The sequence below is a fragment of the Actinoplanes xinjiangensis genome (assembly GCF_003148685.1).
In the GTDB taxonomy this organism is placed as follows: Bacteria; Actinomycetota; Actinomycetes; order Mycobacteriales; family Micromonosporaceae; genus Actinoplanes; species Actinoplanes xinjiangensis.
The window spans coordinates 1-24,758 of record NZ_QGGR01000044.1 but is presented as its reverse complement, the minus strand read 5'-3'; the positions used below and the strand labels follow the sequence as shown (position 1 = coordinate 24,758).

At 71.2% G+C, this 24,758-nt stretch carries 21 protein-coding genes; 14 read left to right on the top strand and 7 right to left on the bottom strand.

Going from position 1 to position 24,758, the window contains the following annotated elements; genetic code table 11:
- Positions 1–143 precede the first annotated feature (143 nt).
- Positions 144–971 carry a hypothetical protein gene (locus BC793_RS45680; RefSeq protein WP_109602942.1) on the top strand — a complete coding sequence of 276 codons (828 nt, stop codon included), beginning with the start codon at positions 144–146 and terminating at the stop codon, positions 969–971.
- A complete protein-coding gene (locus BC793_RS45675; protein WP_109602912.1) occupies positions 971–2,671 on the top strand; it encodes a class I SAM-dependent methyltransferase in 1,701 nt (566 codons plus the stop codon). Before BC793_RS45680 ends, BC793_RS45675 begins: the two co-directional genes overlap by 1 nt.
- Before the next feature lie 8 nt (positions 2,672–2,679).
- Here the strand turns inward: BC793_RS45675 and pseI are convergent, their stop codons facing one another.
- From pseI to BC793_RS45655, 4 genes are read right to left on the bottom strand one after another with little or no spacing between them, the layout of a single operon-like run.
- On the bottom strand, positions 2,680–3,696 hold the full coding sequence (gene pseI, locus BC793_RS45670; protein WP_109602911.1) for a pseudaminic acid synthase: 1,017 nt from the start codon (positions 3,694–3,696) through the stop codon (positions 2,680–2,682).
- A complete protein-coding gene (locus BC793_RS45665; RefSeq protein WP_109602910.1) occupies positions 3,693–4,142 on the bottom strand; it encodes a GNAT family N-acetyltransferase in 450 nt (149 codons plus the stop codon). The genes pseI and BC793_RS45665 overlap by 4 nt, the downstream gene beginning before the upstream one ends.
- Positions 4,143–4,146: 4 nt before the next feature.
- Positions 4,147–5,208 (bottom strand): glycosyltransferase family 2 protein, encoded by a 1,062-nt coding sequence (locus tag BC793_RS45660; RefSeq protein ID WP_109602909.1) that lies wholly within the window; start codon positions 5,206–5,208, stop codon positions 4,147–4,149.
- Between the two features lie 60 nt (positions 5,209–5,268).
- Positions 5,269–7,521 (bottom strand): putative bifunctional diguanylate cyclase/phosphodiesterase, encoded by a 2,253-nt coding sequence (locus tag BC793_RS45655; protein ID WP_239170710.1) that lies wholly within the window; start codon positions 7,519–7,521, stop codon positions 5,269–5,271.
- Positions 7,522–7,660: 139 nt separating this feature from the next.
- Between BC793_RS45655 and BC793_RS45650 the strand changes: the two genes are divergently transcribed.
- Positions 7,661–9,403: an APC family permease gene (locus BC793_RS45650; RefSeq protein WP_203896636.1), complete on the top strand. Its 1,743-nt coding sequence runs from the start codon at positions 7,661–7,663 to the stop codon at positions 9,401–9,403.
- On the opposite strand, the gene BC793_RS45640 is transcribed toward BC793_RS45650, so the two are convergent.
- Positions 9,375–9,875: a hypothetical protein gene (locus tag BC793_RS45640; RefSeq protein ID WP_109602906.1), complete on the bottom strand. Its 501-nt coding sequence runs from the start codon at positions 9,873–9,875 to the stop codon at positions 9,375–9,377. The two genes, BC793_RS45650 and BC793_RS45640, sit on opposite strands and share 29 nt — an antisense overlap.
- 95 nt (positions 9,876–9,970) lie before the next feature.
- Between BC793_RS45640 and BC793_RS45635 the strand changes: the two genes are divergently transcribed.
- The 10 genes from BC793_RS45635 (at position 9,971) to BC793_RS45590 (ending at position 21,050) form a co-directional block, all read left to right on the top strand.
- Positions 9,971–10,372 carry a MarR family winged helix-turn-helix transcriptional regulator gene (locus tag BC793_RS45635; RefSeq protein WP_239170709.1) on the top strand — a complete coding sequence of 134 codons (402 nt, stop codon included), beginning with the start codon at positions 9,971–9,973 and terminating at the stop codon, positions 10,370–10,372.
- Positions 10,373–10,527: 155 nt separating this feature from the next.
- Positions 10,528–12,096, top strand: a complete 1,569-nt coding sequence (locus tag BC793_RS45630) for an alpha/beta hydrolase (protein ID WP_109602904.1) — start codon at positions 10,528–10,530, stop codon at positions 12,094–12,096.
- Between the two features lie 244 nt (positions 12,097–12,340).
- Positions 12,341–12,928, top strand: a complete 588-nt coding sequence (locus tag BC793_RS45625) for a TMEM165/GDT1 family protein (protein WP_109602903.1) — start codon at positions 12,341–12,343, stop codon at positions 12,926–12,928.
- A 12-nt stretch (positions 12,929–12,940) separates the two neighbouring features.
- Entirely contained in the window at positions 12,941–13,852 is a 912-nt protein-coding gene (locus BC793_RS45620) for a cyclase family protein (protein ID WP_109602902.1), read from the top strand.
- The gene (locus tag BC793_RS45615) at positions 13,849–15,084 is read left to right on the top strand and encodes a tetratricopeptide repeat protein (protein ID WP_109602901.1); all 1,236 of its coding nucleotides are present in this window, start codon (positions 13,849–13,851) and stop codon (positions 15,082–15,084) included. Before BC793_RS45620 ends, BC793_RS45615 begins: the two co-directional genes overlap by 4 nt.
- 289 nt (positions 15,085–15,373) lie before the next feature.
- Positions 15,374–16,102 (top strand): tetratricopeptide repeat protein, encoded by a 729-nt coding sequence (locus BC793_RS45610; protein ID WP_109602900.1) that lies wholly within the window; start codon positions 15,374–15,376, stop codon positions 16,100–16,102.
- Positions 16,103–16,144: 42 nt separating this feature from the next.
- Complete coding sequence (locus tag BC793_RS45605) at positions 16,145–16,870, top strand: LamG-like jellyroll fold domain-containing protein (protein ID WP_109602899.1); 726 nt, start codon at positions 16,145–16,147, stop codon at positions 16,868–16,870.
- A gap of 33 nt (positions 16,871–16,903) precedes the next feature.
- On the top strand, positions 16,904–18,823 hold the full coding sequence (locus BC793_RS45600) for an alkaline phosphatase family protein (RefSeq protein ID WP_239170708.1): 1,920 nt from the start codon (positions 16,904–16,906) through the stop codon (positions 18,821–18,823).
- 6 nt (positions 18,824–18,829) lie between these two features.
- The gene (locus BC793_RS45595) at positions 18,830–19,936 is read left to right on the top strand and encodes an NHL repeat-containing protein (RefSeq protein WP_109602897.1); all 1,107 of its coding nucleotides are present in this window, start codon (positions 18,830–18,832) and stop codon (positions 19,934–19,936) included.
- A 130-nt stretch (positions 19,937–20,066) separates the two neighbouring features.
- Complete coding sequence (locus BC793_RS45590; protein ID WP_109602896.1) at positions 20,067–21,050, top strand: hypothetical protein; 984 nt, start codon at positions 20,067–20,069, stop codon at positions 21,048–21,050.
- Between the two features lie 68 nt (positions 21,051–21,118).
- Here BC793_RS45590 and BC793_RS45585 read toward each other — a convergent pair whose 3' ends face one another.
- Positions 21,119–21,829 carry a DedA family protein gene (locus tag BC793_RS45585; RefSeq protein WP_109602895.1) on the bottom strand — a complete coding sequence of 237 codons (711 nt, stop codon included), beginning with the start codon at positions 21,827–21,829 and terminating at the stop codon, positions 21,119–21,121.
- A 112-nt stretch (positions 21,830–21,941) separates the two neighbouring features.
- On the bottom strand, positions 21,942–22,754 hold the full coding sequence (locus BC793_RS45580) for an RNA polymerase sigma factor SigF (protein ID WP_109602894.1): 813 nt from the start codon (positions 22,752–22,754) through the stop codon (positions 21,942–21,944).
- Positions 22,755–23,060: 306 nt separating this feature from the next.
- On the opposite strand from BC793_RS45580, the gene BC793_RS45575 reads away from it, so the two are divergent.
- Entirely contained in the window at positions 23,061–23,483 is a 423-nt protein-coding gene (locus tag BC793_RS45575; protein ID WP_109602893.1) for an ATP-binding protein, read from the top strand.
- Positions 23,484–24,758 lie beyond the last annotated feature (1,275 nt).

The following is a 24,758-nucleotide window of genomic DNA, read 5'->3' as shown; positions in this document are numbered from 1 at the left end:
GCGCGCCTGAATTCTGGTTGTCGAGGTGGTGACTTCCCGATGGTGTGGTGGCGGCATTGCCTTCATAAGGGTACAAAACAACCCGGTTTGCCGTAGGAAAGGCTGATAACGTGCGGCTCCGCACGCGGACGGAGCGGAAGACGATGCACCACGCCAACCACCACTACGGCCACTCGCACATCCTGGCCCGCTACTGCGGGATGCCGGAGCCGTTGCATCCGCCCCGCATCCACGGATATCTCCAGCACGGCTGGAACATCGGGGACGGGCTGGCACCCGGCACGCCGTACGTCCCCGGCGCCCGCCTGCTGGTCTGGTCCGGCGAGACCCGGCGCCGTTCCTGGTCGCAGGGCCGGCGCAACGTGGCCGTGGTCGGTGCCCCGTTCGCCTACCTGGTCGAGATGACGCCGCCGTCCACCGAACCGGGCGAGGGGACCATCTTCTACCCCTTCCACGGCTGGGAGGGGCAGCAGGTGCACGGCGACCACCAGCGCCTGATCGACGAGGTCCAGGCGAGCGAGACCGGCCCGATCACCGCCTGCCTGTACTGGAACGAATACCGCATGCGTCCCGTGCGGCAGCTCTACCAGCGGGCCGGGTTCCGGGTCATCTGCCACGGCTACCGCGGTTTCTGGTGGCGCGACCACCACCGCGGCTTCCTCGACGACCAGCTCACCGAGCTGCGCCGGCACCGCCGGGTCGTCTCCAACCGGCTGTGCAGCGCCATCTGGTACGGCCTGCTCGCCGGGCGGGAGGCGGCCGTCTACGGCGATCCGATGGTCCTGGACAACGCCGACATGACCTTCGGCGGCGAACCCCGCCTGCACCGCCAGTGGCCGGAGCTCTACGGCCGGGAGACCGACTTCGCGACCTGCCACCGCCTCGCCCGGATCCAGCTGGGCGCCGACGAACTGGCCCGCCCCGACGAGCTGCGCAAGCTGCTGGGCTGGCCGAAAGAGGGGTACGTGTGATGCCGAACCGTCCGGACCCGGCCGAGGCGCCCACCGCCGCGCCGCTGACCAACCTGACCCGCTCCGGGGGCGAGATGTTCGCCTGGAGCGATCGGCCCGGACGTGACAGTCCACTGCTCGACCACCTGATCGTCGAGCTGGGCGGCCCGGGCCGCAGCGTGCTGGTCGCCGGCCCACACCCCGCCGGGCTGGTAGCCGCTCTGGCAGCCGGTGGCGCGGACGTGACCTGGGTGCTGCGCTCCGGCACCGACGCGGAGGCCGCCGCCCGTGCCCATCCCACGATCACCGTCCGGTCCGGGACCTTCGGCAAGATCGACCTGACGTCCGGGTACGACCTGGTGGTCGCCGTCGACGGACTCCAGCGCCTGAACTCCGCCGAGGGCGACCAGCTCTCCGCCGACGATCTGCTGCGGCGCCTCGCCGGGGCGGTCCGCCCGGACGGCACCCTCGTCCTGATGCACGACAACCAGCTCGGCGCCCACCACACGGTCCGCCTCGACCCGGGCGCCCGGTTCCGCGACGATGCCGCGTGGTCCGCGGCCACCGCCGACCCGGCGTCGCGTGCCCAGCTGACCAGCCGGCTCGCCGGATTCGGCCTGACCACCGCCACCACCTACGCCGCCTTCCCGGAGCCGTCCGCTCCGGCCGTACTCATCGGGGGTGAGACGCTCGGCGATGTCGCGTCGCCGCTACGGCCGTGGCTGGAGACCGTCCTCGCGCAGGCCTACACCACCGCCTTCCGGGGCCGCCCGGTGCTCGCCGATCCGCGCGAGCTGGTCAGCCGTGCGCTGCGGGCCGGTGCCGAGGACACGGTCGCCGGTGGGTGGCTGGTCATCGCCTCCACCCCCGGAGCCGCGGGCCTGCCCCCGGCCCTGCCGGACGTGCTGGCCGCCGACGTGAACGGCGTCTACGCCGTCGGCGCGGACGGTCCCGTGACGCTGTCACCGGCCGCATCGTCGCGAGAGGTCGAAGGCCTGCGCCGGGTCCGGGTGGTCCGGCCGGTCGCCGGCTACCGGTTGGAGGCGCGGCTGCTGGAGCTGTGCGCGGCCGCCGACGTGCGCGGTCTGCGGCAGGAGATCACCGGGTACGAGTCCTGGCTCGGCACCGGCCCGATCAGCGGCCCGGAGGCGCTCGCCGACCTCTCCGACATCGCGGTGACCGGGGACGGGCCGACGGTGCTGTCCGCCCGCTGGGAGCCGGCCACCGCCCTGCCCGCGCAGATCGTGCTGGTCCGGGCGCTGTGGCAGTTCGCGGTCCGGCTGACCACCGGGGGCCGCCCGCATCCGTGGCCGATCACCGCGAGCGCCGCCGACCTGGCCGCGATCCTGGTCGGGATGGCCGGCCGCAGCCTCGCCGACGAGGAACTCCGGGCCGCGGTGGACCTCCAGGTGACGATCGACGGAGCCGAGTTCGGTCTGGACCGTGCCGGGCGGCAGGCGCACCGGCTCGCCCTGCGGTCGGTGCAGCCCGGTTCCGCGCCGGTCGACGTGGCCGGCTACCACCAGCTCGCCGAGGCGCTCTGGCGGCAGCGGTACCAGGCGAGTCACCTGCTGGCGATGATGGAGTGGACCGAGCGGATCATCCAGTCCCGCGACGCCCAACTCAGCCGGATGGACTGGGAGCTGCAACTCCTCCGGCGCGGGTGGGGCGGTCGCGGGCTGATGCTGGCGAAACGGGCGTACAAGATGGTCCGGAAGTAACCGCTCTTCTAGATCAGATCCCAGGTCAGCGGGGTGCCCTTGGCGGCGTCGGAGGTGAAGGTGCGCCCCAGCACGGTGCCGATCAGGTCGGGTTCGAGCCCGCCCGTCGGCCGGATCGAGCGCACGTTCTCCCCGGTGACCGGGTCGCCGGCTCGCACGTCGGTGACGACGTAGAGCGAACGCCGGAACCGCAGGCTCTCCCGCTCCGCGTCGGTCGGCCCGATCGCCGTGGTGCCGAGTGCCTGCCAGGCCCGCTCCGACTCGGTGACCAGCAGCTTCAGCTCGGCCTGGTCGAGTGAGAAGGCGGAGTCCACGCCGCCGTCGGCCCGGTCGAGGGTGAAGTGCTTCTCGATCAGGACCGCCCCGTAGGCGACGGCGGCGATCGGCACCCCGATGCCCATGGTGTGGTCGCTCAGGCCGATCGGGAGCCGCAGCGCCTCGGCCAGCACCGGGATACGTCGCAGGTTGGTCTCCTCCGGCGGGGCCGGGTACGAGGCGGTGCAGCTCAGCACGGTGACGTCGGTGGCGCCGGCACCCTGGGCGGCCTCGACCGCGGCGGTGATCTCGCGGAGCGTGGCCATGCCGGTGGAGATGATCATCGGCTTGCCGGTCGAGGCGGCCAGCCGGATCAGTGGCAGGTCGGTGATCTCCGAGGACGCGATCTTGTACATCGGTGCGTCCAGCTTCTCCAGCAGCTCGACAGCGGTCCGGTCGAACGGGCTGGAGAACGGCGTGATGCCCCGCTCCCGGGCCCGGTCGAAGATCGGGCCGTGCCAGTCCCACGGGGTGTGCGCCCGCTCGAAGAGCTGAAAGAGGTAGTCGCCGCCCCACAGGTCGTGCCCGGCGGAGATCTGGAACCGCGGGTGCTTCACGTCCACGGTCATCGTGTCCGCGGTGTACGTCTGGATCTTGATGGCGTCGGCACCGGCGTCGGCCGCGGCGTCGACCAGGGCCAGCGCCCGGTCCAGCGAACCGTTGTGGTTACCCGACATCTCCGCGACGATGTACGGCTTCCTGCTGCTCATCTGCTTCTCTCCGTCCAGACGACCGTCTTCGGCACCCCGTCGACGAGCCGTTCGTATCTGCGTGTCTCGCGGAACCCGAACCGCCGGTGCAGCGCGAGGACCTGGTGGTTGTCGGCGAGCGTCTCGCCGCCGAGGGTGTCGAGGCCGAGCGGGCCGAAAGCGTGCTCGACGGCCTCCTTCTCCAGCCGCATCCACGCGGGCAGGAGGCGCCGGCCGAGCCCCTCGACGTCGAGGTAGAACGACCAGGTGGAACCACTGAAGACGACCACTCCGGCCGGGACGCCGTCCTCCTCGTAGATCAGGACGTCGCCGCTGCGCCGGGCCCACCAGGCGGCGTGTTCGTGGGGCTGGATCTCGTGCGTGGTCAGGCTGACGGCACGCACCGACGGGTGGTTGCGCCAGGGGAGGACCAGGTCACGGTCTGAGTCGCGGGCGGGTCGGAGCACGCCGTCAAGGTATGGAGGTGGTCTTGACCCGCTGTGGCGGCGAGGGGATGTCCCGGGAAACCGCAGGTGTCCGTTGGGTGCCCCGACGGCGCAGGCCGGCCACCCGGTAGCCGGCACGCAGGGCCGCGTACAGGGTGTAGCTGTTCGCCGCGACCAGGCGGTGCTTGAGCCCCGCGGCGCCGGCCGGTGGCAGATAGCCGGCCGGGCGGTGCCGCCGGTACAGCGCGGCGATCTCCCTGAAGAACGCGCGACGACGGCTCGGGTGCATCCGGTTCTCGTTGCCGGCGACGACGAGCAGGTGGCTGATCATCAGGGTGAAGACGCGCACGCGCAGCGCGGGAGCGGCGCCGGCACCGTCCAGCCAGGCGTAGAAGCGGTCCCACTGGCCGAACGCCTCGAAGTGCCGGTCACTGCGGGTCGCGGTGATCGCGCCGGCCCGGCCGATGCGGTAGTGGTAGCAGACCCGGTTCAGCACGTCGAGATGCTCGGCGGCGATCAGGACCGGGTTGCTGAACGGCACGTCCTCGTACCAGCCGGCCGGGAACCGCAGGTCGTGCTTGTCGAGGAACTCCCGGCGCAGGATCCGGTTCCACGCGGTGTGCTGCAGGCCGATCAGCCGGCTCAGGTCGGGCGCACCGTCCAGCAGCACCGAACTCGCGTCGGTCTGCAGCCGGCCGTCGTCGTGCATCCGCAGATGGTCGATGAGCAGCACGTCCGGTTCGGTCGCCCGGAGCCGGTCCAGGACCGCACGGACCGAGCCGGCCGGCAGCAGGTCGTCGCTGTCGACGAACCAGACGTACCGGCCACGGGCCTCCGCCAGACCGGCGTTACGGGCCGGGCCGAGACCGACGTTGTCACTCAGGTGCAGGACGCGCAGGCCACCGTGACGGGCGGCGTACGCGTCCAGCATCGCGCCACAGGTGTCCGGCGAGGCGTCGTCGACCGCGATGACCTCGACCGACGCGTTCTCCTCCGGGGTCAGTCCGGCACGGATCGAGTCGAGGCACTGGTGGAGATAGCCCTCGACCCCGTACACCGGCACCACGACGGTCAGCAGAACGTCCATGCGGACCACCGTCGACCCCGTACGTGAACCCGAAGGGAACCGCAGTCGTCGTGGGCCGGTCTACTGCTTGTCGGCCGGGAACAGCAGCTCCTGCATCGCGTCGGTGGTCAGCGGTTCGGCGAAGTAGTAGCCCTGGCCCAGCTCGCAGTTGCCGTCGGCCAGTTCACTGAGCTGCCCGGCGTCCTCGATGCCCTCGGCGACCGTCGACAACTGCAGGGCCTGGCCGAGCTGGATGATGCCGAGTGTCAGGGCCGCGGCGGCCGGCACGTCACCGACGTCGTCCACGAACGACTTGTCGATCTTGATGATGTCGACCGGGAACCGGCGCAGGTAGGCCAGCGACGAGTAGCCGGTGCCGAAGTCGTCGATCGCCAGCCGTACGCCCAGGGCCTTGATCGCGTGCAGGCGCTCCAGTGTCTCCTGGCGGTGGTCCACCAGCAGGGACTCGGTCAGCTCGATGACCAGGCGGTGCGCCGGCAGCCCGCTGTCGGTCAGTGCGGTGTTCACCACGTCCGGCAGGTCGGCCCGGTCCAGCTGCACCGCCGACAGGTTGACGCTCACCGTCAGCCACTGCGCCTCGTTGCGCTTGGCGTTCCACCGGGCGGCCTGGCGGCACGCCTCGCGCAGCACCCACTCGCCGATCGGGACGATCATCCCGGTCTCCTCGGCCAGCGGGATGAAGTCCAGCGGCGGGATCATCCCGCGTTCCGGGTGCTGCCACCGGACCAGCGCCTCCAGGCCGGAGATCTCGCCGGTGGCCAGCCGTACGATCGGCTGGAACCGCAGCTGGAACTCGTGCCGCAGCACGGCCCGGCGCAGATCGGCCTCCATCTCGAGGTGCCTCTGGAACGACTCGCGCATCGAGGGCTCGAAGACCGCGTACTGGTCCTTGCCCTTCTTCTTGGCCTCGAACAGGGCCAGGTCGGAGCGGACCAGCATCTCCTGGGCGTCGAGTTCGCCGGGCCCGCTGAAGGCCAGCCCGATGCTGCAGGTCACGTACGTCTCGCGGCCGTCCAGATCGAACGGGTCACGCATCGCCGACACGATGCGGCGAGCCACCGGCATGGCGGCCTCCATCGAACCGGTCTCCGGCAGCAGTACGGCGAACTCGTCCCCGCCCAGCCGGGCCGCGGTGTCGTCGGTACGCAGGCAGTCCCGGAGCCGGTCGGCGACCAGGGCCAGCAGCCGGTCGCCGGCGGTGTGCCCGAGCGAGTCGTTGATCATCTTGAACCGGTCCAGGCCGATCAGCAGCGCCGCGACCCCACCGGGACGGTCCGCCGCGAGGGTGTTCTCCATCCGGGTGACGAACAGCGAGCGGCTGGCCAGCCCGGTCAGGGCGTCGTGGAACGACGCGTTCATCTCGCGCAGGGTCCGTGCGTCGGCGACGGCCAGCCCGGCGTGCTCGGCGAAGGCCAGCAGCATCTCCTGCGACGCCTTGTCCCAGGCCCGCGGCTCGGTGTGCGAGCCGGCGAACATGGCACCGACCACGACGCCGTTCTCGTGCACCGGTACCGCCATCACGCTTCTCATCCGGGTCGCCACGATGTCGGGTACGGCGATCGGCGAGTCGGCGTAGTCGTCCACGGCGACCAGCTCGTCGCCCATGATCGCGAGCCCGGCGACCCCGAGGGAGGTGACCGGGATCCGCTGCATCCGGGCCAGCACCTCGTCCGGGATGCCGGCCCCGGAGATCAGGCTCATCCGGCCCGGCTCGTCGCCCTCCAGCACGGTCAGGCCGGCGATGTCGACGTTCAGCAGCTCGGCGACGCCGGCGGTGACCCGGTCCAGGATCCGGCGCAGCGGCTCGCGCCGGGCGATCGCCCGCTGCACCGTGCTCAGTTCGTCGAAGAGCCGCTGACGGCGCTGCAACGAGTCGATCAGACGGTGGTTCTCCTCGGCCTGGCGCCGCTCCGACTCGACCAGGTGGAGGGCCTGCAGGCTCAGCTCCAGGACCCGGGCCATGCCACGGAGCAGGCACACCTCCTCGTCGGTGAAGTCACCGGACCGGCGGCCGAGCACCAGCATCCCGGAGGACGCACCGCCCAGCGGGGCCACCACGAGCGAGTAGACCGTCTCCCCGATGCGCAGCGTCGCCGGCCGGCCGACGTGGTAGCCGGCGGTGAGCGCGTAGACCGGGATCTCGTCCGCCGGGAGACCGATCGCGGCGGCTATCCCGCCGTCGACGGTCAGCACCGCGAGATCGGCTCCAAGGGCACGCGACGCGCATTCGACGGCGGCATGCTGGGCGGCAGCCTCGTCGGGACGGTCGGCTACGACGGCGAGGAACTCCGTCAGTTGCTGGGTGGCGAGCACGTGGTTGCAGTCGGCCTGCGGAGCGCCCAGCTGAGGGAAATGCGCAGGTTCTTCGGGGTTAGTGCCAACCTGGTCACGAACGGTCAGTGCGCCGATACGTACGGTTGTCAAAATCGATGGGTTACGACTGAATGGATCCGTGGAGACATCCGAGGCGGGTCTGGCAGCCGGCCGGGTGGGCGCCGCGTCCATCGCCTTCCACGGCGTGGCCGCGACCGCCCCCGTCGTCACCCTGGTCACCGTCGTCCCGGCCGCTCTCGCCGACGGCGCCGGCCCGCTCGTGCCCTGGTCGTTCGCCGTGGCCGGGCTGGTCCTTCTGCTCTTCTGTGCCGGTCAGGCCGCGATGATCCGGCGGTTCCCGAGCGCCGGCGCGGCGTACTCGCAGGTCGCCCACGGCCTCGGCCGGCCCGGTGGACTGGCCGCCGCCTGGCTCGCGATCACCGGCTACCACGCGATCCAGTTCGGTCTCTACGCACTGGCCGGCCACGCCGCCGCCCCGCTGTTGAGCAGCCTGCTGGGCCTGACCGCGCCGTGGTGGGCGGTGGCCGCCGGCTGCTGGGCGATCGTCGCGCTCTGCGGGACGATGCGCATCGAGGTGACCGCCGCGGTGATCGGGCTGTTCGCGGTCGCCCAGGTGGCCGTACTGGCCGGCATCGGCGCGGCCGGCGTCATGCAGCCGGCCGGTGGCCGAATCACCGCCGGCTCGATCCGGATCGACGACCCGGCCGTCCTGGACCGGCCCGCTCTCGGGCTGCTGCTGGCCGTCGCGGCGCTCGCCTTCGCCGGGTTCGAGTCCTCCGCCACCCACGCGGAGGAGGGCTTCCAGCCGCGGCGCAGCGCCGGGTTCGGCGGATACTCAACGGTGCTGCTGGTCACCCTCCTGCTCGGCGGTTTCTCCTGGTCGCTGATCGTCGCCGCGGGGCCGGACCGGGTCGCCGCGGCCGCCGCCCGGGGCCCGGAGCTGCTCTTCGACCTGGCCGGCGAGCGGCTCGCCCCGTGGGCGGTCACCCTGGGCCGGGTGATGCTGTTCGCCGGTGTGCTGGCGGCGATCCTCGCGCTGCACACGGCCATCGCGCGCTACCTCTACGCGCTCGGCCGGGAACGGGTGCTCCCGGCCGTACTCGGAAGGACCCGGCGCCGGACCGCCGCACCCCGCGCCGCCTCGGTGACCCAGTCGCTGATCGCGGGCGCCGCCCTGGCCGGCGCTCATGCCGCCGGAGCCGATCCCGGTCCGCGCACCGCGCGCTGGCTGATCGCCGGCGGGGCATTCGGCATCCTGATCCTGGTGCTGCTCGTGGCCGTGGCCGCCCTGCTGCACCTGAACCGTGTCCCCGGGCCGGAGGGGCCGTGGGGCCGGTTCGTCGCGCCCGTCCTGTCCACCGTGTCCTTGGCCAGTTTGGTCCTCCTGGCGTTCCGGGATCTGCCCGCCCTGCTCGACCTGCCGGCCGGATATCCGCTGGTCAAGGCGATCCCGGCGGCTCTCGCGGCATGCGTGCTGCTGGCCGTCGCGCACGCCCTGCTGCTGCGCCGCTTCCGTCCGGTCTTCTACGCCGGCATCGGCCTGGCCGGCACCCCGGTCGTCATCACCCCGGGGGCCCCGATCACCTCGGCGGCACCGGCGCCCCTAGCGGCTTCGGCGACCCCGGGGGCTTCGGCGACCCCGGGGACTTCAGCGGCGGCGGGGGCTTCGGCGACCCCGGGGGCTTTGGCGGCCTCGGGAGCTTCGGCGGCGGCGGGGGCTTCGGTGGCCCCAGCGACTTCGGCAGTCCCGGGCCAGGCCGCCTCGCACGCCGAGCCGACGGCCCCGGCTATTCCCCGTCAGCGCGACCCCGGGGCGCATCGCCCCGAGCGGATCAGCCAAAGAAGTCCTGGACCTGAGTGAGCGTCAGATAGCCCTGCGGCTCCAGCTCGCGGGGGATCGACGGCAGGCTCCGGGCGGTGACCGGGCCCTCGCCGGCGCCCTCGGGCGGGGCGGACGGCGTGGGGGTGGGCGGCAGGTCGGGCAGGGCCATCGCCTCCCGGATCACCTCGAACATCGTGCGCACCTCCGTGGAGGCCCGCCGGGCCAATTCGTCGTGACCGGTCCCGGCCGGCGGGAGCGCGCAGGTGAAGTTGGCCCGCAGTTGGTCGTCGACGCGGCGGATGTCGGCGCTGGGGCGCAGGTGGTCGAGCCGGCCTTCGGTGACGATGCCGAGTTCGCAACCGCGGTAACCGGAGCCCTGCCACCACTGCTGCCAGCGCGGGTCGGCGTCCAGGGTCCGTACGGCATGCCGCAGCGCCCGCAGATAGTGCCGCGGCTGCTGGCCGTCCCGAGTTGCCGTCCCCAGCCGTGGGTGGAGCCAGAACTCGTCCATGGTTCGCAATGGTCGCAAATCAGACGGCTCCCGGCAGGGATTCCGGGCTCGCGCGTCCGAGTGGATTACATAAGCACGTGATATGAATTCGGTCCGTGGACATCGCGCCGACTTTCGAACGCCTCGCCACCGGTCTGCGCCGGATCAAGCCGCGTGACGAACTCGGCCCCACCGCCGCCTCGACCCTCGCCCGGCTGGAGCGGCTCGGGCCGCAGCGCCTCAGTGACCTGTGTGGCCCCGAGGGCGTCACCCAGCCCGCGATGACCCAGTTGATCGGCCGGCTGGAACGCGACGGCCTGGTCGCCCGCGGCAAGGACCCGGCCGACGGGCGGGCCGTGCTGGTCCGCGTCACCGACGCCGGCCGGTCCGCGGTGGCCCGCCGCCGGGCCGCCCGAGCCGAGGCGATCGCGCGGGCGCTCCGGCAGTTGTCCGCCGAGGACCGGGCGATCGTCCTGACCGCGGCGTCCGCCCTCGACCGGCTGAGTGACCTGTTGTGAACGACGATTCCAGGACGGTCTCCTGTCCGTACTGGGAGTAATTAGTAGTTAATGCGTAAAAAGTACCTTATGGAGTGGCGGTCCGGCGTGGACGGGTGATACGCCCCGTTAAGCCCTTGACGATATGGGCTCAAACGGAACACAAGGGGCTTGGTATGAGAAGAATCTGGGCAGCCGCGACCGCGGTGGCGCTCTGTACGGCCGGTGCCGCGGTGACCGGGGCACAGGCCGCGCCGGCGCGCGGCGTACCGGTGCCGATCGCCTGGAGCGCCTGCGACGAGGGTTCGCTGAAGTCGCACGGTGCCGAGTGCGGATATCTCTCCGTGCCACTCGACTACGCGAAGCCGGAGGGGGCGAAGATCCAGCTCGCGCTCTCACGGATCAAGGCCACCGGGCCCGCGGACAAACGGCAGGGCCCCATCCTGGTCAACCCGGGCGGACCCGGCGGCTCCGGTCGCGGGCTGGCCACCCTCGGCCAGCACGTGCCGAAACAGTCCGGTGCCGCCTACGACTGGATCGGCTTCGACCCGCGTGGGGTGGGGGCCAGCAAGCCGAAGCTCTCCTGTGACAGTGGATACACCGGGTACAACCGGCCGCCGTACGTGCCGAGCACTCCGGAGATCGAGAAGGCCTGGCACGCCCGGACCACGGCGTACGCCGCCGCCTGCGCCAAGGCCGGCGGCACCCTGCTCGACCACATGCGCACCGAGGACACGGTCCGCGACATCGACCGGATCCGCGAGGCCCTGGGCGCCGAGAAGATCAGCTTCTACGGCTTCTCGTACGGCAGCTATCTCGGCCAGGTCTACGCCACCCGCAACCCGGAACGGGTCCACCGGATGGTCCTCGACGGCGTCGTCGACCCGGGCCGGGTCTGGTACCAGTCGAACCTCGACCAGGACATCGCCTTCGACAAGGCGATCAAGATCTACTTCGCCTGGATCGCCAAGTACGACGCGGTGTACCACCTCGGCCGTACCGCCGCGGACGTGGAGAAGCTCTACTACCGGCAGCTCGAGGCGCTGACGAAGAAGCCGGCCGGGTCGATCGGGCCGGCCGAGCTGACCGACGTGTTCCTCCAGCCGGGCTACTACGTCTTCGGCTGGGAGGAGACCGCGCGCGCCTTCTCGGCGTGGGTCAACCGTAAGGACCCGGCACCGCTCAAGCGGCTCTTCGACGACAACCACGAGCAGACCGGGGACGCCGACAACAGCTACGCGGTCTACCTGGCCGTCCAGTGCACCGACGCCCCGTGGCCGACCGCCTGGAAGAAGTGGTCGCGCGACAACTGGCGGGTGCACCGGAAGGCCCCGTTCGAGACGTGGGGCAACGCCTGGTACAACGCGCCCTGCCGGCACTGGGCGGGCGACGCCCGGAACCCCGTCGAGGTGGACGGCGGCAAGGCCCCGCCGATCCTGCTGATCAACGAGACCCTCGACGCGGCCACCCCGTACTCCGGGGCCCTGGAGACCCGCCGCCGCTTCCCGCGGTCGGTGCTGCTCGAGGGCATCGGCGGCACGACCCACGCCGGGTCGCTGTTCGGCAACGCCTGCGTCGACAACACGATCGCCGACTACCTGGCCACCGGCGCGCTGCCCGGCCGGGTCAAGGCGGACCGCTCCGACAAGCAGTGCGAGCCGACCGCCAAGCCGACCCCGCTGTCGGTCACCGCGAAGAACGAGCGAAGCTCGCGCCTTCTCCTCCAGCGCGACATCGTGCGGTAGCCCGCGGCCACGGCCCGGTGGTGCACACCACCGGGCCGTTGATCAGCACGTGAGCTAAGCTCGATCCCGCGAAGGGGAGTAGCTCCCAATGTCGCGGTCGACATACTGACCCCGGTTTCTCCGGGTTCCGGCCGCGCGGCCTCGTCACGAGGCGAGCGAGACCTTCGATCAGGCCGTACTCGTTATGGCCGGGTCGAGGTCGCCCTGCGCCAGAACCCGGTCATGGTTGCACCGGGAGTTTCTTGTGGAAGGTTTCCTCACCGCGCTGGCGATCAGCTTCGCGGTCATCTTCGTCGCCGAACTCGGCGACAAATCGCAGCTCATGGCGATGACGTTCGCCACCCGGTTCAAGACGATGCCGGTGCTGATCGGCATCACCGTGGCCACCGCCCTGGTCCACCTGGTCTCCGTCGGCATCGGGTACGGGCTCGGCGCCGCCATCCCCACCGGCTGGATCTCCCTGATCGCCGGTATCGCGTTCCTCGGCTTCGGCGCCTGGACGCTGCGCGGCGACTCCCTGACCGACGACGAGAAGGTCAAGGCCGAGCGCTCCACCGGCTCGGCGATCCTCGCCGTCGGCGGCGCGTTCTTCCTGGCCGAACTCGGCGACAAGACCATGCTCGCGACCATCACCCTGGCCACCCAGCACGGCTGGTTCGGCGTCTGGATCGGCTCGACGGTCGGCATGGTCGCCGCCGACGCCCTCGCCATTCTCGTGGGTCGATACCTGGGTAGACATCTACCGGAAAAGGTCATCAAGTACGGAGCTGCCGCACTCTTCGCTATCTTCGGCATCTGGTTGATCGCCGAAGGTGTGATCGAACTTCGATAAGAAGGAGCCGCCGTGCTGGACTACCGGGCCGAGTTCGACGCCGAAGTCACCCTCGACGGCGGGGGCGAACTGCGGGCGCGGGGCTTCCGCCTGAACATCCCGCACGCCGACGTCACCGAATCCGAGATCACCGCCCTGCTCGTCGCCGCGCTCGCCCCGCAACGGGTGGAGCGCGCCGCCGTCAGCGACGTCCGGATCATCGCCGAACCGCACCCGCCGGCCGCCGACACCCAGGCCGAGAGGGTCCGGTTCGTCGAGCTCAGCCACGTGATCACGGCCGGGATGGTCACCGCGCCCGGCCTGCCCGGCCCGGAGATCACCCCGCACCTGACCCGCCTCGCGTCCCGCGGCGTGTACGCGCCCGGCACCGAGTTCGCCATCGACCGGATCAGCATGCTCGGCAACACCGGCACCTACCTGGACAGCCCGTACCACCGCTACGCCGACGGCGCCGACCTGGCCGGCCTGCCTCTGGAACAGCTCGCCGGACTGCCCGCCGTGGTGGTCCGGGCGGTCGGCGGCGAACGCGGCGTCACCGCCGAGATGCTCGCCCACGTCACCGTCGCGGGCCGGGCCGTACTCCTGCACACCGGCGGCGACCGGCGCTGGGGCACTCCCGACTACGGCGTCGACGCGCCCTACCTCACCGCGGGGGCCGCGCAACTGCTCGTCGACCGGGGTGCCGCCCTCGTCGGCATCGACGCGGTCAACATCGACGACGTCTCCCCGGACGCGGCCGGCGAACGCCCGGCACACACCCTGCTCCTGGCGGCCGGCATCCCGGTCGTCGAGCACCTCACCAACCTCCGCGAATTGCCGCCGCTCGGTGCCCGCTTCACCGCCACCCCGCCGCGGGTCGCCGGATTCAGCGCCTTCCCGGTCCGCGCCTTCGCCACCGTTCCGGCCGAGGAGCCAGAAGCATGACGACCGGGGCCACCGGCACCAGCCGCAACCTGGAACTGGCCCGGATCCAGCTGAGCCGGGGCGAGCCGGCCGCCGCCGCCGAACTCCTCGGCCCGGTCCTCGCCGCCGAACCCGACCACGTCACCGCACTGGTCCTGATGACCCACGCCCAGCTGGCCCTGAAACAGCCGGAACTCGCCGACGAACTGGCCCGCCGTGCCGTCGAACACGCCCCCGAATGGCCGGACGCACTGGCCGCGCTCAGCCGGGTGCACACCCGACTGGGCCGGCACGACGAGGCGATCGCCACGGCCCGGGAGGCGGCGCTGCGTCAGCCGGAGAACCCGTACCGGCATCACCGGGTGGCCTGGGCCCTGCTGGAGGACGGCCGGCGCGCCGTCGAGGCCGAACACGCCGCCCGCGAAGCGATCCGGCTCGACCCGGACGAGGCCGACTTCCGGATCACCTACGCCATGGTGATGAAGCAGCTCAACCTCACCGACCGCGCCCGCCAGGCCCTCCGCGACGCCCTCGCCCTGGCCCCGGACAGCGCGGTCGCCCGCCACGAGCTGGCCGCCCTGGACGTCGTCCACCACCACCCGTTCGCCCTCGGCCGCCTGGCCCGTGGCGCGTCCGGGCTGGTCGGAGCCCTGCGCGCCGACCCGAAACAGGAGGCCAGCCGCTTCCTGCTGGACGTCGCGCTACGCCAGTTCCTGGTCTGGACCGCGATCATCCTGGTCCTGCTGGCCTACCTGGGCTGGCGTACCGCCGAATCGTCCCCCGGCCTGGCCCGCCTCTTCGCCGCACTCGCCACCCTGGTCCCCGCCGGCTACGCCGGCTACTTCCTCTCCCACCTCGACCCGGCCCTGCGTTCCTACCTGCGCGACCTGCTCACCCACGGCCGCCAGCGGATAGCCCTGGCCGCGGCGGCGACCGCGATGCTCACGCTGCTGATCGCCCTGGCCGCACCGGCCGGCTGGCTGCCCGCGTTGCTGGCCACCGCCACGTTCGCCGGCTTCGCCGTACGCCTGCTGACCGCACCGGTCGACGAACCCGGCGAACCCGTCCGCGGCCTGGCCAGCCACTCCCTGTTGCTGATAGCCGGGGTCTGCGCCGCCGTCGGTGTGGGCGTGATCACCACCGAGGCGCTCGACCCCACCTGGCGCCTCCCGGCGGCCGCCTGCGCCTTCGCCGCCACCGCCGTCTGCCTCACCGTGATCTTCCGCCGCCGGGCCGCCCGACCCCCGCTCTAACCCTTCCCAGGTACGCCGTACCCCAGCCCCGAGCCTGTCCCCGCGACGCACCCCCACCTCCAGCCAGCGGTGGGGGTCGGCTGGTGAGGGAGGGCTACGCCCGTGAGGCGCCTTGCGGTCGGGAGGCGGGGTCTGCGTCGCGGGGACAGGCTCGGGGCCGGCGTGGGTCGTACCGAAAGAAGGGTCTGAGCGGGAGGCGATCGCCGTCGGTGGGCGGGGGAGCTCAGAAATCGTCGGTTTCCGCCGATGTGAACCTCGTGATCCACACCCGTATCCCCGGAGCGGACCGATGACCGAACTGGCGCCCTCCCCGGGCATGACCGTGAGCCCTTCCGTCAGTGACGCGCCGGCCAGGGCGTTCGCTGATCCGAGCGATCTGGGGGTGGCGCGGGCCGCCGCCCTCTTCGAGCACATGCAGCCGGAGAAGGCCGCCGAGTTGCTGCATCCGGTGCTGGCCGGCCGGCCCGATCTGGCGCCGGGCTGGATTCTGATGGCCCGGATCCGGCTGGCGCTGGACCAGGTGGAGCCGGCGCTGGACGCGGCGAACCGGGCCGTCGAGCTGGCGCCGGAGGATCCGCGGCCACTGGCGATCGCGAGTCGCGCGCTGACCCTGTTGGGGCGGCACGAGGAGGCGATGAGCATGGCCTACCGGGCGGTGATCGTCGAGCCGAAGAATCCGCTGTGGCACGACCGGGTGGCGTGGGCGCTGCTGGCCGCGGACCGGCAGCTGGGTGACGCCGAGCAGGCCGCCCGGACCGCGGTGGGGCTGGACCCGAACGAGGCGCACTACTACTTCACGCACGGGGTGACGCTGGCCGCGCTCGGCCATGTGGACCAGGCCCGGCAGGCGCTGGAGACGTCGTTGCGGTTGGAGCCGGAGAACCCGGTGGCCCGGCATCGGCTGGACGTGCTGAACGGGGCGGCGCAGCCGGTGCCGGAGAAGAAGAAGCGGGGCTGGCGGCTGTTCGGGCGCAAGGACCAGGGAAAACCGGTTCGCCCGGAGGAGTTCCGCCCCTGAACCCGGACACCGGCAGAATACCTCACAAGTAATAATTCGGACATGCAATCACGGATGTCCGCAGCGGTTCTCGCGCTCGTACCCGTCGTCGCCGCGACCGCGCCGGCCCGGGCGGGCGACCCGCCGACGGTGCCCGAGATGACCGCCCACTACGGCTTCAACGGGCGGTCCGGCAGCATCGTCGACGAGTCCGGCAACGGGCACACCCTGCGAATTCTCTCCTACCAGGGCGGCCGGGTCCGCGCGGTCGCGCACGGGCCGGGCACCGCGCTGGCCTTCCCCGGCAAATGCACCCGGCAGGTCTGCCCCCACGTCGCCCTCCAGAGCGGCGACTCCGCCGACCTCAACCCCGGCGACCGGGACATCGCCTTCGGCGCCGATGTGCTGCTCGCGCCCGGTCAGACCAGCACCGGCCAGAACGTGGTCCAGAAGGGCTACTCGAACACGAGCAGCCAGTACAAACTCCAGATCGACGGTACGGCCGGCCACCCCAGCTGTGTGCTCGTCGACGCGTACCGGCCGGCCATCCGGATGGTCCGCAGCTCGGTGACGACCGCCGACGGCGTCTGGCACCGGGTGCGATGTCAGCGGACCGGGACCCGCCTGGAGATCTACGTCGACGGGGTGCTGCGCGGCCGTACCCCGGTCCCTGCCGACCTGTACGTCTCCAACGATCTGCCGCTGAGCATCGGTGCCAAGGGCGCCTACCGCGACAACGACCAGTTCAACGGAACGCTCGACAACGTCTGGGTACGGATCACCCGCTGAGCGTCGTCTGTCCGGATGTGCGATCGTCGGGAGGTGGCCATCCGCGTCGGAGTGCATGCCCTGCTCAGACGGGCCGGCGCGATGGTGCGCAGTGCCCTGACCACCTTCGTGGTGCTGACTCTCACCCTGTGGCTGATGCCCGGCGTGGCCGCCTCCGACATCGTCGACACGCTCGGCCTGGTCGTCCTCGTCGCCGTGGTCGGGGCGGTTCTGCGCCCGTTGCTGCTGGTCGGCATCACGGTGCTCGGCGGCTGGGCGGCGATGCTGCTCGGCGTGGCGACGCAGATCACGGTCATGGTGGTGGCGCTGCGGCTCGACCCGGGCAATCGGATCAGCGGGCTGCCGACCCTGGTCACCGCCGCGATCCTGGCGGTGATCGTGGCCGCGCTGCTCGACTGGATGGCCGACGCCGGCAGCGACGACACGTTCGTCCGGGAGGCCCGCCGCCTGATGCGCGGGGTGCGCCGCCGAGCGGCCGGCCGGCTGATCAGTTTCCACCGTCCACCGGCCGGCACCGAGCCGGGCCTGCTGATCATGCAGCTGGACGGGGTCGCCGAGCCGGTGCTGCGCTGGGCGATCCGGGCCGGGAACCTGCCGACGCTGGGCCACTGGCTGCGGACCGGCAGCCACACGGCACGCGGCTGGCACACCGGCCTGCCGTCGACCACCCCCGCGTCACAGGCCGGCATCCTGCACGGCGCCTCCCGGCAGATCCCCGGCTTCCGCTGGTACGAGAAGGAGACCGGCAGGTTGATGGTCTCCAACCGCCCCCGGGACGCCGCGATCATCGAGTCCCGCCTGACCGACGGCCACGGCCTGCTCCGCGACGGCGGGGTGAGCATCAGCAACGCGTTCAGCGGCGACGCCACCACGAGCCTGCTGACGATCAGCCACGCGGCGCTGCCCGGCCGCACCGCCCGCGGCTGGGCGGCGTTCATGGCCAGCCCGTACGGCTTCACCCGCGCCCTGGTCCTGGGCGGCGCCGAGGTCGTCACCGAGCTGTACCAGGCCCGCCTCCAGCGTCGCCGCAATCTGCGCCCGCGGGTGAGCCGCTCCGGCGCGTTCCTGGCGCTGCGCCCGGCCTCGATGCTGCTGCGGGACGTCAACATCTCGCTCGTCGCCGAGCAGATGGCCCGCGGAGTCCCGGCGATCTACTGCGACCTGGTCGACTACGACGAGGTGGCGCACCACGCCGGCCCGGCGCGCCCGGAGTCGATGCGGCAGCTGGAGAGCCTGGACCGGATGCTCGGCGTGCTGGAACGTCTCGCGCCGGAGGCGGCCCGCCGGTACCACCTCGTGGTGCTCTCCGACCACGGGCAGAGCCAGGGCTCCACGTTCCGTCAACGGCACGGCGAGACCCTGGAGGAACTGGTCGGCCGGCTCGCCGATCAGGTGCTGGTGGTCTCCTCCGGCAACCTGTCGATGCTGTATCTGACCCGGTTCCCGCACCGGCTGCGGCAGGACGCGATCGAGCACGCCTACCCGCGCCTGATCAGCGGGCTGGCCGCCCACCCGGGCATCGGGATCGTGGTGGCACAGGGCGAGGACGGGCCGATGGCGTACGGCTCCGGCGGCTCCCACCGGCTAAGGGACGGCGCCGTCGTCGGCCTGGACCCGCTCGCACCGTACGGCCCCCTTGCCCGCGCCGACCTGCTGCGCCACCAGAGCGCCGCACACGTCGGCGACCTCGTGGTGATCAGCTCGGTGGATCCGGAGACCCAGGAGGTGTCCGCCTTCGAGGAACTGGTCGGCTCACACGGGGGCCTCGGTGGCTGGCAGACCGAGGCCATGCTGGTGCACCCGGCGTCGTGGCCGGTCACGTACGACCTCGACGGCCCGGACGCGGTGCACCGCCAGCTCGTCGACTGGCTGGTCATGCTCGGCCTGCGAAAGCCCGACGTGGTGCCGGTGCCCGATCTGGAGACGGAACTTTCCCCACTCCGGGAGAGTTGACCCGATGTGCGGTTTCTCCTCCTCGTAGTCCTCTTCGTGCTCTCCCCGGCCACGCCCGCGCGGGCCGTCGAATCGGACCCCCGGGTGGCGCCGACCTTCAACGGAACCGTCCAGGCGGTCGCCTACCTGGGCACGACGGTCTACGTCGGCGGGGCGTTCACCAAGGCCAGCTGGGGTGGCCGCAGCTATCCACGGGAGCGGCTGGCGGCGTTCGACGGGCGTACCGGGGCTCTGCTCAGCTGGGCACCGGCCGCCGACGGGCCGGTCGCGGCGCTCGCCGCCACCCCGGGGGCGATCTACGCGGCCGGCGGCTTCCACCGGATCGCCGGTGCGAAACGGGACTCGATCGCCCGGCTCAGCCCCACCGAGGACACCGTCACCGCTTTCCGGCCGGACATCGCCGGTACCCCGTACACGCTGGCGATCGGCAACGGCCGCCTCTATCTGGGCGGCAGCTTCACCGCGGTGAACGGCCGGAAAGCCCGCAACGTGGCCGCCTTCTCGCTGCGCACCGGCAAGCTCGACCGGACCTGGCGCGCCTCCACCGACGACCGGGTGCACGCCCTCGCCGTCGCCGGCGACCGGGTGTTCCTCGGGGGCGCCTTCAAGAAGGTCGCCTCGGCGAAGGGCCATCCGCACCTCGCCGCGGTGCACGCCGTCACCGGGGCGCTCGACCGCCGGTTCCGGCCCCGGGCGGTCGCCGAGGTCAACGCCGTGACGATCGACGGCGCCGGGGTCTACACGGCCGGCGGCGGCCAAGGTGGGCGCGCCGCCGCCTACACCCTCAAGGGCGCCACCCGCTGGCAGCGCGTCTTCGACGGGGACGCGACCGCGATCACCACCATCGACGGCACCGCCTATGTCGGCGGGCACTTCGACCGCGTCTGCCTGACCGCCCGCAACGGCGCACAGGGCCGCTGCCTCGACGGCTCGGTGCCTCGCGTCAAACTCGCCGCGGTCACCGGCGGCGGCCGCCTCACCGACTGGAATCCCCAGGCCAACGGCGTGATCGGCGTCCGCGTCCTGAACACCGGGCCGACCGGCGCCCTCGACGCCGGCGGCGACTTCACCATGATCGGCGGCCTGGTCCGGCCACGCTTCGCCCGTTTCTGAAAATCACGACCATCTGGTACGCCCGAACGCCACGACCCTGATAAGCGGCGCCTATCGGCCGCACAGCGGGCACATAGCAGTGCTCGGCACTCTTCTCGTCAGCAAGCAACCCGGATCGAGGAGAGCGCCGATGAGTCAGCACGATCCGTCCGCACCGGGCCGGCGGCACTCCCAGGGCCGGCCGGCCGTGGCACGTCCGCGAAGCGCCCACGGTGAGCCCGGCTCCTGGCCGCCGGAGGTGCCGGAACCCGCCTCCGTACCCACCGACTGGTCACCGTCCGGCGCCTACCGTGGCCACCACCCGTCCGGCCTCACCGGCGAACCGGGCGCCGCGCCCGCCGCCTGGCTTCCCGCGCCCACGGTCCCGGGCGGCCCGCCCGCAGCCTGGGAGCAGCCCGGTGGATTCCCGCTCCGTTCCGATTCGGGGTCCACGCCCGGATGGGCCGGCCGGCAGCCGGAAACCGGCCCGGGCGTCTCCTGGAACGGCGACACCACGATGAGCGGCGCCGGCTACCGCGGCAGCCAATCGGACCCGGAACCGGCGTCCTGGAGCGGCGGCTATGCCGACCCGGTGCCGAGCCACCGGGACGGTCACGTCGAGGGCGAGCAGACCGCGTGGAACGGCAGCCCGGTGCCGGATCGAATTCCGGCCGAATGGCATGACAGCCCGTTCCCCGATTCGGTGCCGCCGTCCTGGAACACCGACCCGCCTACCGCTTCGTGGAACGCTCCGTCCACCGCCTGGAATGCCGCGCCGGTAGAACCATCGGCCACCTTGTGGAACGGGCCGTCGGCCACGACCGGTAATGCGGCGCCCGTCACGGCCTGGCATGCGAAAGCCGACTCGGTCGCGGCCTCCGCCCGTACCGAAGAAAAAGTGGTGAACCCGGACCGGACCGCCGGCCGTGCCCGGAGAAGTCCTCGATTGAGGATGGCGGCCGCCCTGGCCGCCGCCGCCCTGGCCGGTGGAGGTGTCGGCGCGGGCCTGATGGCCGCATTCGGCGGGGACAGCGCCGTCACCGTTCCCGCGGACCCCGGCATCGGACAGGCCCCCGCCGGTCAGGCCCCGACCGGCGAGCCACCGACGGCCCAGCCGTCGAAGGCGAGCACCTGACGAAGACCTTGTTCGCCGAGAAAGACGAAGACGGTTCCCGCTGTGGGCGGCGGGAACCGTCGTCATGCTCAGGCTTGGGTCTGCTCTTTGGCCTCGGTCGGGCCGGGTTGTCCGGCCTGTTCCTCGGCCTGCCGGATCTCCGCCGCGGTCCGGGCCCGGCGCCGCCGGATGTGCCGCACGTGCAGGATCACGTAGGTCGTGACCGCCAGCACCAGCACCCCGATGACCGGCCACTGGTACTGATGGATCCGGCCCATGATCGGCCCGAGGTTGGCGCCCAGCTGGTAGGCCAGCGTGCACCAGAACCCGACCCAGAGCGCCGCACCGATCGCGTTGTAGAGCAGGAACGTCTTCCACGGCATCCGGGTGATCCCGGCGATCACGCCGTTGAGCTGCCGCAACCCGTCGATGAACCGGGCGATCACGATGATCCGGTTGCCCCGCCGGGCGAAGAACTGCTCGGCCTTGGCCAGCCGGGCCGGCGTGACGAGGATGTACTTCCCCCACCGGTTGACGATCTTGCGGCCGCCGCGCAGCCCGATCCAGTAGCCGATGTTGTCGCCGATGACGGCCGTCACGAAGCAGATCGCCGCGACGGCCCAGATGTTCATCCGCCCATAGCCGGCGTAGACCGACGCCGCCGCCATGATCGTCTGACCGGGCGCGGGCACGCCGAAGCTCTCGACCACGATGATGCCGCCGATCGCCAGATAACCCCAGCGATCCAGAATCGGCGCCACTGTGTGCAGGAACCCGGGAAGCTCGGCTGAAGGTGGCATCCGTTACACGTTAGCGGCAGCTGTCAGCGACAGCCGCGCGGACCTTTCATTCGCCGTCACCGCAAATGACGACGGCGCCGCTCCGGGGAGCGACGCCGTCATCCTGCAGAGGTCAGATGACGTCCGCGGCCAGCTGGCCACGCAGCTTGGTCAGCGCCTTGGTGAGCAGGCGGGAGACGTGCATCTGGGAGATGCCGATCTGGTCGGCGATCTGGCTCTGGGTGAGGTTGCCGTAGAAGCGCAGCGTCAGAATCTTCTGCTCGCGCTCGTCGAGGGTCGCCAGGGCGGGGCCGAGGGCGACGCGGGTCTCCGCGACCTCGAACTCGTGGTCCTCGCCACCGAGCGTCTCGCCCAGCTCCGTCGTGCCGTCCGCGCTGATCGGCGTGGACAGCGACGTCGCGTTGTAGGCACGCGCGCCTTCCAGGCCTTCGAGCACCTCTTCCTCGGTGATGCCGAGGTGGACGGCGATGTCGGCGACCTGGGGGGAGCGGCCGAGGGAGTGGGTGAGGGTGGCGTTGGCCTCGGTGATGGCGAGGCGGAGTTCCTGGAGGCGGCGGGGGACGCGGACCGACCAGGTGCGGTCGCGGAAGTGGCGCTTGATCTCGCCGATGATGGTGGGGATGGCGTAGCCGGCGAAGTCGACGCCGCGTTCGGGGTCGAACTTGTCGACGGCTTTGATGAGGCCGACGGTGGCGGTCTGCACGAGGTCGTCGGTGGGTTCGCCGCGGCCGGAGTAGCGGTGGGCGAGGTGGCGGGCGAGCGGCAGCCAGGCCTCGATCGCCCGGTCGCGGAGAGCGGCGCGGGACGGGTGGCCGGCCGGCATCGCGGCCATCGCGGAGAGCAGCTCGGCGGCGCTGTCGGCCGGAGCCTGAGCGCTCGCCGTGGTTGACGGCGACACCGCGGTCGTGGTCTCGGTGACGGTCATGTCGTGGTCCTTCCCTGACACCTTCCCGGAGAGCCGGTCCCTGGTTTGGGACCCGGTCGGTCGGGCATCCATATCCGTGGGACAGGTCGAACATCCTGTCCGGAGCACAGTTGGCCGTTCGGTTACGCAGACTCTATACGACAGGCCTAGAGAACACTAGCCGAAAGTATGATGCATTTACCGTGACAAAGCAGACATTAAGCACCAGAATCTGGGCTCACCTTGCGGTTTGAGTCGGCCTGGCGGTCCGCATCGGCCAAAGATCGGCCCTCTGCATCTCCCTCGGAAGTGGGCAAGATAGGCGACATGACGTCGCCGCCCGCCCCGGTCCCACACCCGGCAGCGACCGAGTTGCGCCACTGGAGCCTCGACAGCGTCGGCGGTCTGCGACACCTGCGAGCCGGACTACGACAGGCGGTCGCCGGCACCCCACTCGACGACGAGGACGGCCGGGACCGGATCACCGTCGTCGCGACCGAGCTCGCCACCAACGCTCTCCGCCACGGGTGGCCGCCGGCCCACATCCGCCTGCTCCGGGAACCGGGCGCGCTCATCCTCGACGTCGCCGACCACGACGTCGCCGGCGAACCCCTCTTCGACGAGGACCGGCCGATCGGTCACGGCGGGCTCGGCCTTCGCCTCGCACAGACCTTCGCCAGCGATCTGGGCTGGTACCGGACGGCCAAGACCAAACACATCTGGGCGAGATTCGATTTCGTACGGGATTAGCGGCGCTTCCACAGAAGCAGCCACTCCGCCCGTCTCCATCCCTCCCGCCTTCACCGCCTCCGTCTTCTCCCGGTCTCCCGGTCTCCCGGTCTCCCGGTCTCCCGGTCTCCCGGTCTCCCGCTCTCCCGCTCTCCCGGTCTCCCGGTCTCCCGGTCCGCCGGTCCGCCGGTCTGCCGGTCTGCCGGTTCCGCGTTTCGCTCGTCCCGGAGGTCTGGGTCTCGTGGTCCCCCTGTCACGTGCCTCCTGGTCTTCGCGTCTCCTGGTCTTCCGCGCCTCCCGATCTTCAGCGTCTACCGGTCTTCCGGGTTCCCGCGCCTCTCCGGACTCGCAGGCCCCGAATCTCCCAGCTCCCGCGCCTCCCAGCCCTCGAACCTCTCGCTGTATCTCCTGCGTTGCCGTATCTCCCGTGTTCCCGCGGTCCCTCATCTCCCCGGACTTCAGCGCCCTCCAGCGCCTTCCATGTCTCCCGGCTCCCGCGCCTACTGGCTCGCGCGCTCTACACGCTCTGCAACGCCGGATCTTGCGCTTGCTCCGCCTCCTGCTCTTGTTTGACTCTGCTGGCTCACTTCTCGCGGTCCTCCTTCGCCGCCTTGCCTGACTCCGTCTCCTTCATCCCCCGCGGTCCTCTCCTCCGCCCTCGGCTTCGCTCCGCGCCGGCGAGTCCGGACCGCCTTGTCGGTGGCTGTTGTGTCGCCGCGATACCGCCGTGACTCCCGCGCCGGATGGTCATTCCGTATCGGCTCCACTTCGGAACGTCATTGACCTCTTTTGGCGCACAAGCCCCACGCGCAACACGGGTGTGATCACGTCGGGGGGTCGATTTGGCGTCGCGAGGGGGACCGGGTAATGTTCTCCGAGCCGGCAGGGAAACGGGCGAGGCAAGCGGAACGAGCTTCACAGCGAGATCCGCACCGGCCGTCCTGCCAAACCCCCAAGATCGAGTGGCACGAGAGATCGTGTACTCTTCGCGGGTACCTGGAACAGTTTCTGTTTTGGCAAATCCGGTTGCGAAACGCGGATTTGACACGGCGGAAACGGCGGGTAAAGTTGAGCGAGTGCCCCGGGGAAACGGGCCGCGGATGCGGAGTGTTTTGATGGTGTGCGGTTGTTCTTTGAGAACTCAACAGGGTGCTTGATAAGCCAGTGCCAATTATGGCAATACCCCGGCCTGTCCTTTATTGGATGGGTTGGAGATTCCTTTGGCAACATTTGTTTGTTGCCGGGACGCTTTTCCAAAGATTTTGTTGGAGAGTTTGATCCTGGCTCAGGACGAAC